This is a genomic window from Flavobacterium pectinovorum (genome assembly GCF_022802975.1).
Lineage (GTDB): Bacteria > Bacteroidota > Bacteroidia > Flavobacteriales > Flavobacteriaceae > Flavobacterium > Flavobacterium pectinovorum_B.
This window is the reverse complement of record NZ_JAFEVZ010000009.1, coordinates 1-14602: the sequence shown is the minus strand read 5'-3', so window position 1 is coordinate 14602 and position 14602 is coordinate 1. Positions and strand designations below refer to the sequence as shown.

The following is a 14602-nucleotide window of genomic DNA, read 5'->3' as shown; positions in this document are numbered from 1 at the left end:
CAAATTAAAACTAAGAAACCTGTTTAAAATTTAATTTACTGTTTTTTCGACTATAAGTAAAATAAATCACAAGTCCTATTAATAGCCAAATTGTAAAATAAATCCAATTCCAGACACTTAATTCAGCCATCATATATAAGCAACATATTAATCCTAAAAGCGGAATTAAAGACAAGTTTTTTCTAAAAGCCCAAACGACTAATCCTACCAAAACAAAAAGGAAAATCCACATAGGAATTTTGTGTTTGAATAAACTGAACCCTGATTCATATTTTAGTGAATCGTTAATTGGTAATCCTTTTACTATTTGAGCGTATTTTACATCGTCATCTTGATATTGACTTAATAAATATTCCAAATCTGATGTTTCGGAAGTTTTATTTTTAACATCAATAGTTTCTAAATAATTGAGAACTTTGACTGACTCTTCTTTATTTAACGAAGTTATAATTGTTGTTGCGTCAAAAGTCTGCGCTTCATTATTAACAAAAGCCATAGTCGCTTTATTATTAAAAGCAAAAGCATAATACAATCCGGCTAAGATTAAAACAGGTAGAATATATTTTGAATTGACATAAGGTGTTTTGAATTTTCCTCTCGGGATTTCAGGTTTATTCTGCAAGACCAAAACTCCTGCACAAACCAGTACAAAGGCAAATAAGGTTCCGATACTGCATAAATCAGTTACCATAGTCAGATTCAAAAATAAGGCAGGAACAGCAACCACAAAACCGGTAACAATAGTTGCGAATGAAGGCGTTTTAAATTTTGGATGCACTGTAGAAAACTTCTTTGGCAATAAACCGTCACGACTCATACTCATCCAGATACGTGGCTGTCCCATCTGGAAAACCAATAAAACACTTGCCATTGCCACAACAGCACTTACGGCAATAATACCCGACATCCATTTTAAATCTAACTTTTCAAAAACAAATGCCAAAGGATCTCCAACATTTAATTCATTATAACGCACCATTCCGGTTAAAACCAAGGCAATCGCAATGTATAAAATCGTACAAATAATAATAGCCCACATCATTCCGCGTGGTAAATCACGCTGTGGATTTTTACATTCTTCTGCCGTTGTTGAAATTGCATCAAAACCTATGTAAGCAAAGAAAACTGCTGAAACACCTTTTAAAACTCCACCAACTCCATTTGGTGCAAACGGATCCCAATTGGCTGTATCAACATAAAAAGCGCCAACTGCAATAACTAAAAGTACAATACAAAGTTTCACCACTACCATTAAATTGCTGGCGTTACGAGATTCTTTCATTCCACGATAAACTAAGGCCGTAATTAAAACGATAATAAACAAAGCAGGCAGATCGGCAACAAAATGAAAGGAACCAATTGTTGGTGCTGTAGTCCAGGCCATATAAGCCGCCTGCAATCCAGAATCTAAATTTTCAAAAGTTTTTCCTCCCTGCATTAAAGCCATCGCATCTTTAAAACCATTGGAAGCGGTTAAATAATCCATCTGAATCCATTGTGGCAAACGAATACCACCACTTTGGAGCAATCCCGTAAAATAATCACTCCACGATATGGCAACCGTTATATTTCCTACGGCATATTCCATAATCAACGCCCAGCCTATTATCCAGGCAATTAATTCTCCAAAAGCAACATAAGAATACGTATAAGCACTTCCTGAAACCGGAACCATTGAAGCAAATTCGGCGTAAGCAAAAGCTGCAAAACTACAGGCTAATGCAGTAAATAAAAACAGAAAAATAACGGCTGGCCCACCATCGGCACTGGCTTTTCCGATTGTACTGAAAATACCAGCCCCCACAATAGCAGCTATTCCAAAAGCAGTCAAATCCCTTGTAGTTAAATGTTTCCCTAATGCATTGTGCCCATCAGTTTCATTTTGTGCAACTTGTTTCAGGATATCCTGTACTGTCTTTTTTCGAAATAAACTTGAAAATGCCATACGTGGTTTAGCTATTAAAAATTAAATTTTTTAGATGTTTATCGTTTTATTTTGCAAATAATGCAAAAATTATCCTGATTTCAAATTTATAAAACGTTTTTGTTTTTTTTGTGATTTTTTTTTCTGTAACGAATTATTTTTTTGCCACAGATTGCACAGATTTCTTTAATATTCAGTGCACGCAGATTTAAAAAGATTTAAGCAGATATTCACAGATTTTATTTATCACAAAAAAGCAATCTGCCAAAATCTGCAGAATCTGCGAAAAAAAATCCTTCTAATTCTGTGGTTAAATTTTCATTACGATTTAAATATAAATGTAACATTTCTTAAAATCAGCTTACTAATCAAGAAGCCTTTTAACTTTAAATAATCATTTTATGGAAAAAATCACAAGACGTTCTTTTGTAAATAAATTAGGGATAGGTATGGGGGCTTCGGTTGTAATGACTACGCTTCCTTCTTTTTTGACTGAAGCTCAAAGTAAACGATTCTCTTATACCGGAAAAAAATTAAATACTGCGCTTTGCGGTTTAGGAAACTACGCTTCTATGCTTGCAGAAGGAATTCAGGTTTCTGAATACTGTCATCTTGCCGGAATCGTTACCGGAACACCGGCGAAAGCTGAACAATGGAAAAAGAAATATAATATTCCAGAAAAGAATATTTATAACTACGAAAACTTCGATAAAATCATAAAAAATAAAGACATTGATTTAGTATATGTCGTTACACCAAACGGATTGCATAAAGAATTCACTATCCGTGCCGCAAAAGCAGGAAAACACGTTATTACTGAAAAACCAATGGCAATTTCGGTCAAAGATTGTGAAGAAATGATAAAAACCTGCAACGAAAATAATGTGCAATTGGCAATTGGTTATCGTTTGCATTATGAACCAACACATTTGGAAATAAAACGTCTGGGTCAGGAAAAAGTTTTTGGGCAGGTACGTTATATTGAAGCTTCTCTAGGCTATAAAATACATGATCCAGCTGACACCAAAAGTACTGTCAATTTCAATGACCGCTACGAATGGAGGCTTAACAAAAAATTATCCGGTGGTGGTCCGTTAATGGATTTAGGAGTGTATTGTATTCAGGTAAGCCGTTACGTCTTAGGTGAAGAACCAATTGCAGTTACGGCACAATTTGGTACCGTGCACAACAAACAGATTTTTACTGAAACCGAAGAAAGTATTTCCTGGCAAATGGAATTTCCGAGCGGAGCTACTGCAAATTGCAACACTACGGTGAGTTACAATATTGACAGATTTTACGCTTCTGCGGATGAAGGTTCGTTTGAGTTGAGCCCCGCTTTGAGTTACGGTCCTTTTAAAGGTAAAGCATCCGAAAAAGAATTAAAATTCCCTGTAATGAACCAACAGCAGACTCAAATGGATGAAATTTGTAAAGTCATTTTAGAAAACAAAAAACTTCCAAATCATATCACAGGTGAAGAAGGACTTAAAGACATAAAAATCATCAACGCCATTTATAAAGCTGCTGAAATAGGAAAGAAAGTTAGTTTGAGATAGTTTTTTGCCACTGATTACACAGATTAGTACAGATTTTTTAAAATATTTATTTCACGCAGATTAAAAAAGATTTAAGCAGATATCTGCAGATTTTATTTATTTCTAAAATTTAAATTAAATCTGCCAAAATCTGCAGAATCTGCGTGAAAGAAATCCTTATAATCTGTGGCAAAACTTTTCACATTTCACAATTTACATTTCATTTAAGACAATTCCTTAGAATACTTACCGGATGCTGAGCTTCACGACTCGTTCCATCATAAATCTGGTGACGACAGCTCGTTCCTGCTGCAGCGATTTTTACATTTTCAGCTGTATTACGTACTTTCGGAAATAAAGTATCTTCTCCCATTTGCATGCTTACCTTATAATGCTCTTTTTCATAACCAAAAGAACCCGCCATGCCACAGCAGCCCGAATTGTAAATGGTGACCGTGTTATTTTTAGGCAGATTCAGCATCGCAAAAGTTGCTTCAACAGAACTCAATGATTTCTGGTGGCAATGTCCATGGATTTTAATTTCTTTTGTTTCTTCCGAAAAAGAATCCGGCGTTATTTTTCCATCGATGATTTCTTTTTTGAAGAATTCTTCAATCGTAAAAGCATTTCTGGCTAATTTTTCTGCAGCTTCTTTATCATCCGCTAAACGAAGATATTCATCCCTGAAAGTCAAAATCGCCGAAGGTTCTATTCCAACCAAAGGCGCATTTCCTAAAACCAGATCTTTAAAAACGTTCACATTATGATTGGCAATTTTCTTCGCTTCTTCCAAAAATCCTTTCGAAAGATAGGTTCTTCCGCTTTCCTCGTGATCCACGACTAAAACCTGATAACCTAATTTAGTCAATAATTCGAAAGCATCGATTCCGATATTTACGTCGTAATAATTCGTAAATTCGTCTACAAATAAGTATAATCTTCCGTTCGGAAAATCTGTTCCTGAAGGTTTATGGTTTGCAAACCATTTTCTAAAAGTCTTTTTCGCCAATAGAGGAACTTGCCTTTCCGGCGCAATTCCCATTGTTTTTTTTACGAAGGACTGATTCGAAATAAAATTGGTAATTGCTGGGAATTTACTCCCCATTTTATTCAGTTTCGCATTGTTGGCAAATATCTTATTTCGGGTCGAGAATCCGTTTGCTTTTTGATATTGGTATAAAAATTCGGCCTTTAAAGTTGCTACATCCACATTACTAGGACATTCGCTGGCACAGGCTTTACAGCTTACGCACAATTCAAAAACTTCGTATAATTCTTTCTGGTCAAATTTATTTTCTTTTTCAGAATACGTCAGATATTCTCGCAACGCATTTGCTCTGGCACGAGTGGTTTCTTTTTCATTTTTGGTCGCACGATAGCTCGGGCACATCGCTCCTCCTGCTGATGGTAATTTTCTGCAATCACCGGAACCGTTGCATTTTTCAGCTGCACGCAAAATCCCCAAACTGTCTGAGAAATCCTGGAACGTTTTAATATCCGGTTCAACCCTTCCGGAAATTACACGATGGTTTTCGTCCATTTTCCCAGCGTTGACAATCTTCCCAATATTCAAAACCGAATTCGGATCGAATGCCAGTTTGATTCTTTTCAGCAATTCGTAGTTTTTATCGCCAATCATAAACGGAATAAATTCACCTCGAACAATTCCGTCGCCATGTTCACCGCTTAATGAACCTCTGTATTTTTTAACCAGATGTGCCACTTCGGTCGCAATGGTTCTGAATAATTTTAAATCCTCGGTTTTCTTTAAATTCAAAACCGGACGAAGGTGCAATTCTCCCGCTCCCGCATGTGCATAATAAATCGCTTCCTGTCCGTGGCTTAACATCATCGCCGAAAACTCTGCAATGTAGGCAGGTAAATCGCTTAGTTCAACCGCAGTATCCTCAATTGAATCCGCCGCTTTATTGTCGCCTACAATACTTCCTAAAAGTCCCAGACCGGCTTTTCTCAGTTCGTTGGCTTTGTCAATATCAGCTCCGTAAATCTTTACACTTGCATAACCAAAATTATTTTTTTCTAAATCAGCAATTAAAGCATCTGCTTGTTTTTCGGCATCTTCCAAAGTATGGGCAGCCACTTCAAACAGCATAATCGCTTTAGGTTCACCCTGCAAAAAGAACCTGTTTTTTACGTGTTCCCGATTCGTTTTGGTACAATCCAAAATCGTATCGTCAATCATTTCACAGGTGTACAAATGATGTTTCATTGCTACGACAACCGATTCTAAAGATTCCTGAATTGTATGATAATGCCCCACAACCATAATACTGTGTGCTGGCGGAAGATCATCTACTTTCAGTGTCACTTCAGTTGTAAAAGCTAAAGTTCCTTCGCTTCCGCAAAGCAGTTTCCCAAGGTTGATTGTTGGTTCTGTGCCGCCAAATAATTCCGATTTCAGCAAAATATCAACGGCATAACCGGTATTTCTTCGATGAATTTCAGGCTTCGGAAACTCTTTTACAATTTCTTCCTGTGCTTCCTTAATCGAAAGCTCATCGGAAATCGTTTTGTATATTTTATTTTCTAAAGTATCCCCTTTAGTTTTTTCTATAAATTCATCCGAAGTCAGGTCTTTAAAAACTACTTCAGAACCGTCGCTCAAAATTGCTTTTACCTCTGCAATTTTATCGCGGGTAACACCGTATCGAATCGAAGTTGTTCCCGAAGAATTATTTCCCACCATTCCGCCAATCATCGCACGGTTTGAGGTTGATGTAATTGGGGCAAAAAATACCCCGTGTGGTTTTAAGAATAAATTCAGTTCGTCGCGGATAACACCGGGCTGAACCGTAACGGTTTTCTTTGCGGCATCAAACGAAATAATTTTGGTAAAATGCTTCGAAACATCAATGACCAATCCGTCTCCTACCGCCTGTCCTGCCAGCGAAGTCCCCGCAGTTCTTGGCGTAACCGAAATGTTATGATCCCCTGCAAACTTGATTAATTTGGCAATATCCGCAGTTGTTTTGGGTATAGCTACGGCATTCGGTTTAATTCGGTACACCGAAGCATCGGTTGAATAAAGCGTTTTATGAAGATCATCGTATAAAAGTGTTCCTTCTAATGATGCAGACAGTTGTTCTAACTCCTTAATTATTGACATTCTGATTTGAATTTATAACCTAAAACGGATGTGTTTTTTCGGCTACAAAAATACTCTTATTTCCTTTGTTTTTATTCTAAATTAAGAAAATTAGGCACTGAGTTATCAATGTTTATGCCATATTACTGCGAACTTGTACTGTGTTTTGACTTTAAATCCTTTTTAGAAATGTGTTTTTTGCATTTATTTTAAATTGCTAACACAAAAATGTTTAATTACTTTTCGGTATTATTAAGTTTATTTAGAATAATTAAAAATAATTTGGATAAAAGAACATTAGCCATTACTTTTGCTTCATAAAAATTTTAACTCTTACCAAAGATGAAAATAAATACCATTAAAAAACTGTTCTTTAGCTTACTGTTTTTTAGCTCGTTAACTGCAATAGGTCAGGAACTTGGAAAAGTAAGCGGTAAAGTATCGCTAAGTGGAAATTTTCCTGCTGAGAATATTTCTATAAAACTAAAAGGAACAAAGTACACAGCTGTTACGAATGAAAACGGACAATATGAAATTAAGTCTGTTAAACCGGGAAGCTATATCATTAGTATTAATTCTGTCGGAATTAAATCGGTAGAAGAAAAAATTGTAGTAGCAGCAAATCAGACTACAACAAAAAACTTCTCTCTTTCTGAAAGTCAGGAAGATCTTGATGAAGTAATCATTACAAAAAACAAGTATAAACAAGACAAGCCGTCAATGTCATTGCGTCTTCAGACTCCTATACTTGAAATTCCCCAAAATATTCAGATTGTAAGCGCTCAGACTTTAAAAGACCAACAAATTACAAGTATGAGCGATGGAGTTATTCGTAATGTGAGTGGTGCTGTTCGTTTAGAACACTGGGGAGACATGTACACTAATATCTCTATGCGCGGATCTCAAATTCAGGCATTTAGAAATGGTTTCAACGTAGTATCTTCTTTCTGGGGACCACTTACCGAAGATATGAGTTTTGTTGACCACATTGAATTTGTAAAAGGACCTGCGGGATTCATGCTTTCAAGTGGTGATCCGAGTGGTCTTTACAATGTAGTAACAAAAAAACCAACCGGAATTACTAAAGGGGAGGCTAGCGTTTTGGCCGGAAGCTACGACTTTTACCGTGCCAGTATTGACTTAGACGGAAAATTTGATAAAGACGGAAAATTCCTTTACCGTTTTAATGGTGCCTTTCAAAAAAAGGGATCTCACAGACCTTTTGAACATAATGATCGTTACGTAATAGCCCCGGTTTTTTCTTATCAATTGAGCGATAAAACAAAAGTAACATTAGAATACAATGGTCAGTTTGCTAATATGAGCGAAGTAGGTTCGTATTATGTTTTTAGTTCAGCAAATGAAGGCTATGCAACTACACCTGTTGATTTTACTATGACTCAGCCAGGTTTGCCTGATACAAAAATTAATGACCACAGTGGTTATTTAATGTTTGAACACAATTTTGACAGTAATTGGAAATTAACCGCACAGACTTCCTATTTTAAATATTTAATGGATGGTTACAGCTCCTGGCCAGGAGCAGTTGGTCCCGTAAGTATTGATACTGATGCAAATGGTTCTTTAGATACTGAAGTTTTGTCTCAAGGAGAAATTATCAGAGGTGTTAGTATTTGGGATGCAGAAAGTGATATGTTTTTAGGTCAGATTTTCGTGAATGGAAAATTCAATACGGGTCCAGTAAGTCATAAACTTTTAGGAGGTATTGATTTAGGAAGAAAAGATTATATGGCCGATTGGGGACAAAATCATGCATTAGACACTTTAGAAGATCCTTTTAATATTTTAAATCCTGATTATGGAACGCCTGCAAATGGGCTGCCAAATTTTGATGAAAGTACACCTTTAAGTCAGAGGGCAGCTGGATTATATGGTCAGCAGTTTGCAGCCGGATATATACAGGATGAATTAGGTTTCTTTGAAAATAAATTAAGACTTACTTTAGCAGCACGTTATACCTGGATTAAACAAACCAGCAGTTATAGTGATCCGGCTGCAGATAACCACATTACACCTCGTATAGGATTAAGCTGGTCAGTAACACCTTCTTTAGCTGTTTATGGTGTATACGATCAGGCATTCACTCCACAGTCCGGAAGAGTGAGACCTACCGAAAGTATAAAACCACTTACAGGCACAAATCGTGAGATAGGTATTAAAAAAGATTGGTTTAACGGTACCTGGAGTACCACCGTTTCTGCTTATAGTATCATTAAACAGAATGAATTGACTACTGACCCTGTTCAACCCCCTGGATCGACAGTTATTTACAGTACAACATTAGGAGAAAAAACAGCTGAAGGTTTTGAAGTTGATTTAAGAGGTAAAATTATTGATGGTTTAAACTTAATTGCTAATTATGCTTTTACAGAATCAAAAGTAACCGAAGCAAATGTCAGCACTTTTACAGAAGGCGATATAGTTCCCGGATATTCTAAACACGTAGCTAATGCATGGCTAAATTATGTAGTTCCTTCAGGAATTTTAAAAGGTTTCGGTGCCTCTATTGGCGGAACATATCTTGCAGGACGTCAAACCGATACCTGGAGTGAAGGATTAGAAAAATTACCTGATTATTTTAAATTAGATGGCGGATTGTCGTATGAAACAAACAAATTCAAAGTAACGGCTAATGTCTTTAATATTTTAGATGAATATTTGTATAGCGGTTCCTTCTACCAATGGGTTAGTAATGGAGTTTATTACTGGCAAACCGAACCACCAAGAAACTTTAGAGTAGGTGTAACCTATAAATTCTAAAAAGCAATTCTGTTTTATCATAAAAAAAACGTCTCAAAGTGTTATTTGAGACGTTGTTTTATGATCCTATTTTGTTATTGAAATTACAATTGATTTTTTCAGGAGCTGTTTCCAGCTGTCCACTATATCTTTTGTGGCGAACCCCGCCACAAAAGGATACCGTTCCCATCTGGGCTAAGATGTTCTTTTTCATAAGAAGCTTATGCGGGGCTGATAATTTTTAAGTTCTTTTTAAGTCTTAATAGCCAATATGTATTCGTAAATTAGCGGCAAGATAAACACACCACAATGACAGTATTAACATTCACCCTGATTATGCTTTTAGGAGCTTTTTTAGCCGGTTTTGTAGGCTCCTTATCCGGATTAGGCGGCGGAATCATCATCATACCGCTACTTACAATTATGCTCGGAGTCGATATTCATTATGCCATAGGTGCGGCTTTGGTATCGGTAATCGCAACATCATCCGGTTCTGCAGCGGCTTATGTCAAAGAAGGAATTACCAATATGCGTTTGGGAATATTTCTCGAAATCGCCACCACACTCGGGGCAGTTGGCGGAGCATTGCTTTCGACCATCGCACCGACTTCGTTTATAGCCGTTTTATTCGGACTCACACTTATTTTCTCGGCTGTTAATTCACTCCGAAAAAAAGAAGAACACATTGTTTTAGAATCCAGTCCGCTGGCCAATAAACTACATCTAAACGGCACCTACCCTACTCATGACGGAGAAGTAATTGCATACGGAACAAAAAATGTCATTGGCGGATTCAGCATGATGGGCATCGCCGGAATGATGTCGGGATTGTTAGGAATCGGTTCAGGAGCTTTCAAAGTAATTGCAATGGACAATATCATGCGCATTCCGTTTAAGGTTTCTACCACCACAAGTAATTTTATGATGGGCGTTACGGCAATGGCCAGTTCGGTAATTTACATTCAGAAAGGCTATATCGAACCCGGAATTTGTATGCCGGTCGTAATTGGGGTGTTGTTCGGAGCCATGGCGGGAGCCAAAATTCTGGTTAGAACCAACCCGAAAAAATTACGCATTTTCTTTGCCTGCCTCATTTTTGTACTGGCGATAAACATGATTTACAATGGCATTAACGGAAAAATCTAAAAACATGACACCCAATATATCTCAGGAAAAAGATTTTCAGAACATTATAGGTAATTTACTACGCTACGGCGTTTGGACGGCCTTGTCTGTAGCCGCCATTGGAGGCATTGTTTATCTGTTGCACCACGGGCAGGAAATCGAAAACTACTCGGTATTTATAGAAAAAGACAAAAACATTTTCGAAGTAATCGCCTCCATTTACCAGGGACTGATTCAGGGCAAAGGTGACTCGATCATCTTCTCCGGAATCATACTTTTGTTTCTCACGCCAGTGTTTCGGGTGTTGCTGTCGTTATTTTCTTTTCTCCTCGAAAAAGACTACCTCTATGTTGCCATCACCTCCATCGTAATCGGAATCATTATCCTCAGTATTTCGTTTGGGTTTTCGCATTAATAAAGCCATTTTAGTTTAAGGATTTTCAGAAGCTAATCCAGCTGTCCACTATATCTTTTGTGGCGAACCCCGCCACAAAAGGATGCCGCTTCCATCTGGGTTAGGGCGGTTGGGTTTCATGAGAGGTTTTGGTGGAAATTTATATTTGAATTAGTTGATGTGATAAAACATGAAACGTTCAAAATAAAATCATCAAATTAAGAGATAGTTCCTCACTAATTCTGGTGCTCGATTGCATCGAGTACCTAATTTCTTTTGGATACTAAAACGTAGCGTTTGCAACGCGGATATTTTTAGTACTTAATATAAATCTACTGAAATTGAGACTGTATGATTTCAATTTTATGAAAGCTTTATTTTAATTATTCGCGTTGCAAACGCTACGATTCGGTTACATAATATAAGTAGGTACTCGATGCAATCAAGCACCAGATTTGTTGGTAAACGAGCGCTAGTTAGGTTTATATTAATCTAACATAATATTGATGTTAATTGAATAGTATATTCTATTTTAAACATCTCTAGAAACCTATTGATTAATTTTCCAATATTCTTGTAAAGCTATTTGTGAACAATATTCTTGAAATTGAGCCGGAGTTTCCTGAGTTTCTGTCCTAATATACTCTAATACCTTTTCTAATTCATCATTAAAATCTCCAAGTATCTTATTAGCCATCTCAATTTTATTTTCTCTTTCCATATATGTAAGCTCAATTGCTTTATCAATTCTTCCTGGTCTTGTGGAAACAAAATTTAGCGTTCCATCATCAAGAGTCTGAGGAACCCCAATCGCTGAATCAATTTTTGTAATATCATTAGTAGTTATTATAGTAAAAACACCTTCTGATTTATCAACCCCATCAATACAATTTAGTAATGTATCAAATGTCAAAGGCATCTTCATAGACTGATTTTCCGTGTTAGCTCCATCATCACTGTTTTGTAATAAACCTGACAAAACCATTGAATTTTGGGCTATATTTTTCCTTTTATCAAAAACATTGTCAATATCTTCAATGAGTGCAATACAAGGAACATTAAGTTGCATACTTTGCCAAGATTTTACAAATTCATTATTTGATAATTGACCTATCGAAAAAAAATAAATTGGCATATCCAAATCTTCTGCAAAAGCACGTGCCAATGCAGTTTTTCCTGTACCTGGAGGACCATACAAAAGCCAACCTCTTTTCCATGGGATTCCTTTTTCCTTGTACCAATTTTGGCTTTTTACCCAGAGTCCAATAATGTCAATTAAATTCTTAATTTTTTTAGGAAAAAAAAGATTCTCTAGTGCTTTTCCATTACTTTTCCTTTCTCTACCTAATTCATCTTGTGTTACACCCAAGATCCGATATTGATTCTGTTTATACCATGCATAACCAGAATTATGTCCATGACGCTCACTTCCACCATATTCTCTCTCAGGAAAATAATAGATATTGAATCTATTTGAATTCTCTTCCTTTTCATCAATATTCCAACTTACGTTATTTCTCCCAATTATTGATTTAGTTACAATTTCATCGAAGTTAACAGTAAATCGTAAACAAAAAATATAAGAATAAGTCTTGTCAGTTTCACTTATCGAATGAGGATTGTTGTCATTTCCTATTTCTGTATGAGGGTTTGTGTGGGTAAAATAAAAAGGAAGCCTAAAAAGCTTCAAAAACTTTTTCTCAGTTAAAAATATTATAGATTTTACTCCGTATTTTTCATATGGAACAAGTCCATATTTTCCATTTCTATATGACTCATATTGTGAGCCATAAACCCTATCATAACTTGATATTTTTTTATAATTTGTTATCAAATATGCAACTATAGCATCATGCGTATCTTCACTTTTAATCTCAATTTTTTGAATAAATGTCGATATAATTATCCATATTACGGTCTTTATCTTATCCCAAAATCCTACAACGAATGCTACTAACGCACTTCCTTTTAAAAAATCTATAACCATATTTAATATATTATTAAAAAAAACAAATTTAAATTTTTAATCATTATAACTATTATGGAAAACCATAAGCTTATTTTAAAACAAGGATAGAGATAAATGAAAATTGAACAACACGTATATATACCCGTTTTCTAAAACCAAAAAATCCCCAACTTTCCCTAAATTTATCCCCAAAACATTCCGATTTTAGCATTATCAAAAAAGCCTTCATCAAAATGAACAAAAACATAACCGCTCTCCACAACATCGCCCAAAAACAAACCCGAAAAATACTCGGTTTAATGTCCGGAACTTCGCTTGATGGGCTTGATATTGCGTTGTGTGAAATTTCGGGAGCGGGCGAAAATACAAAGGTTACCATTCTCGAATTTGAAACCATCAATTACTCAGAAGATATTAAAACTGAAATCAAGAAAGTTTTTGCTAAAAAAACTATCGATTTTCAGCATTTGGCTTTGCTCAACGAATGGATCGGTCTTTTGCATGCCGGAATGGTCAATGATTGTCTTCAAAAATGGAATATTCCAGCTGACGAAGTCGATTTGATTGCTTCACACGGACAAACGGTTTTGCATGCTCCGAAGTTTTTGCATCAGCAGGAAAAATTCCCAAATGCGACTTTACAAATTGGCGATGGCGATCATATTGCCGTAAAAACCGGAATTATAACTTTATCCGATTTCAGGCAAAAACATGTTGCAGCGGGTGGCGAAGGCGCGCCTTTGGCAGTTTATGGCGATTATTTATTATTCAGCAAAAAAGGCGAAAACCGAATCATGCTCAACATGGGCGGAATCGCAAATTTTACCTATCTGCCCGCTTCCCTAAACGCCGAGGAAGTTTTTGTAACCGACACCGGAACGGCCAATACCCTAATCGACATTTTCACCAAACAGTTTTTCCCTGAAAAAAGCTACGATAAAGACGCCGAAATTGCCCAAAGCGGAACCGTAAATCAAATCCTTTTGGCGGAACTAAAAAACGATGCTTTTTTTACAAAAAGTTTCCCAAAAACCATTGGTCAGGAATTATTCAATAAAGGTTTTGTTGATTCGGCACTTTCAAAAACCAATCTTGAAAACATTTCGGCACCAGATTTGCTGGCTACTTTAACACGTCTGAGCGCAGAAACAATTGCCGAAGCGATTCAGTTTGTAGTTAAAAACACGGGAATACCAATTACAGATTTTAAAGTATATATGTCAGGAGGCGGAACTAACAATCCTTTATTGGTCAAGTGGTTAAAAGAGTTATTGCGATGCGAATTTCAAAAAAGCGATGATTTAGGCATTTTAAGCGATGCCAAAGAAGCGGTTTTATTTGCTGTTTTAGCCAATGAAACGGTTGCCGGCGGAGATTATAATTTTGGAGCAAACAAAGGAATTCCATCTGTAACAATGGGTAAAATTTCGTTTCCGGATTAAAAATTTAAACACATAGATTACATAGATTTAAATTTCAAAAAAGATATATTAAAAAATCTGGATTTTCACACATAGCTCTGCGTTTTTAAACAAGTGAAACGCCTTTACAGACAAAGAAAAACTATGTTGCTATGTGTTTAAAAAATAAAGGCAGAACTTAAAATTTCAAATACATAGATACAGTTTTAGAATTTCAAAAAGATGTTCTTAAAAAATTTGGATTTTCACACATAGCTCTGTGTTTTTTAAACAAGTGAAACGCCTTTACAGACAAAGAAAAACTATGTTGCTATGTGTTTAAAAAATAAAGGCAGAACTTAAAATTTCAAATACATAGATACAGT

9 protein-coding genes are annotated in these 14602 nt (G+C 36.1%); 5 read left to right on the top strand and 4 right to left on the bottom strand.

The window, feature by feature from the left end:
* Positions 1-10 precede the first annotated feature (10 nt).
* Positions 11-1945: an amino acid permease gene (locus FLV_RS13580; RefSeq protein ID WP_243234566.1), complete on the bottom strand. Its 1935-nt coding sequence runs from the start codon at positions 1943-1945 to the stop codon at positions 11-13.
* Positions 1946-2325: 380 nt separating this feature from the next.
* Between FLV_RS13580 and FLV_RS13575 the strand changes: the two genes are divergently transcribed.
* Positions 2326-3483, top strand: a complete 1158-nt coding sequence (locus FLV_RS13575) for a Gfo/Idh/MocA family protein (protein WP_243234565.1) — start codon at positions 2326-2328, stop codon at positions 3481-3483.
* A gap of 199 nt (positions 3484-3682) precedes the next feature.
* On the opposite strand, the gene FLV_RS13570 is transcribed toward FLV_RS13575, so the two are convergent.
* Positions 3683-6589, bottom strand: a complete 2907-nt coding sequence (locus FLV_RS13570; RefSeq protein WP_243234564.1) for an FAD-binding and (Fe-S)-binding domain-containing protein — start codon at positions 6587-6589, stop codon at positions 3683-3685.
* A gap of 321 nt (positions 6590-6910) precedes the next feature.
* Between FLV_RS13570 and FLV_RS13565 the strand changes: the two genes are divergently transcribed.
* Positions 6911-9349, top strand: a complete 2439-nt coding sequence (locus FLV_RS13565; protein ID WP_243234563.1) for a TonB-dependent receptor — start codon at positions 6911-6913, stop codon at positions 9347-9349.
* Positions 9350-9407: 58 nt separating this feature from the next.
* Here the strand turns inward: FLV_RS13565 and FLV_RS19955 are convergent, their stop codons facing one another.
* Positions 9408-9542 (bottom strand): hypothetical protein, encoded by a 135-nt coding sequence (locus tag FLV_RS19955; RefSeq protein WP_262916450.1) that lies wholly within the window; start codon positions 9540-9542, stop codon positions 9408-9410.
* 95 nt (positions 9543-9637) lie between these two features.
* On the opposite strand from FLV_RS19955, the gene FLV_RS13560 reads away from it, so the two are divergent.
* Together FLV_RS13560 and FLV_RS13555 are read left to right on the top strand one after the other, a co-directional pair.
* Positions 9638-10474: a sulfite exporter TauE/SafE family protein gene (locus FLV_RS13560; protein ID WP_243234562.1), complete on the top strand. Its 837-nt coding sequence runs from the start codon at positions 9638-9640 to the stop codon at positions 10472-10474.
* Positions 10452-10868 carry a DUF1634 domain-containing protein gene (locus FLV_RS13555; protein ID WP_243234561.1) on the top strand — a complete coding sequence of 139 codons (417 nt, stop codon included), beginning with the start codon at positions 10452-10454 and terminating at the stop codon, positions 10866-10868. Before FLV_RS13560 ends, FLV_RS13555 begins: the two co-directional genes overlap by 23 nt.
* Before the next feature lie 529 nt (positions 10869-11397).
* Here FLV_RS13555 and FLV_RS13550 read toward each other — a convergent pair.
* Positions 11398-12834, bottom strand: a complete 1437-nt coding sequence (locus FLV_RS13550) for an AAA family ATPase (protein ID WP_243234560.1) — start codon at positions 12832-12834, stop codon at positions 11398-11400.
* Positions 12835-13049: 215 nt separating this feature from the next.
* Between FLV_RS13550 and FLV_RS13545 the strand changes: the two genes are divergently transcribed.
* Positions 13050-14258: an anhydro-N-acetylmuramic acid kinase gene (locus FLV_RS13545; RefSeq protein WP_243234559.1), complete on the top strand. Its 1209-nt coding sequence runs from the start codon at positions 13050-13052 to the stop codon at positions 14256-14258.
* Positions 14259-14602: the final 344 nt, after the last annotated feature.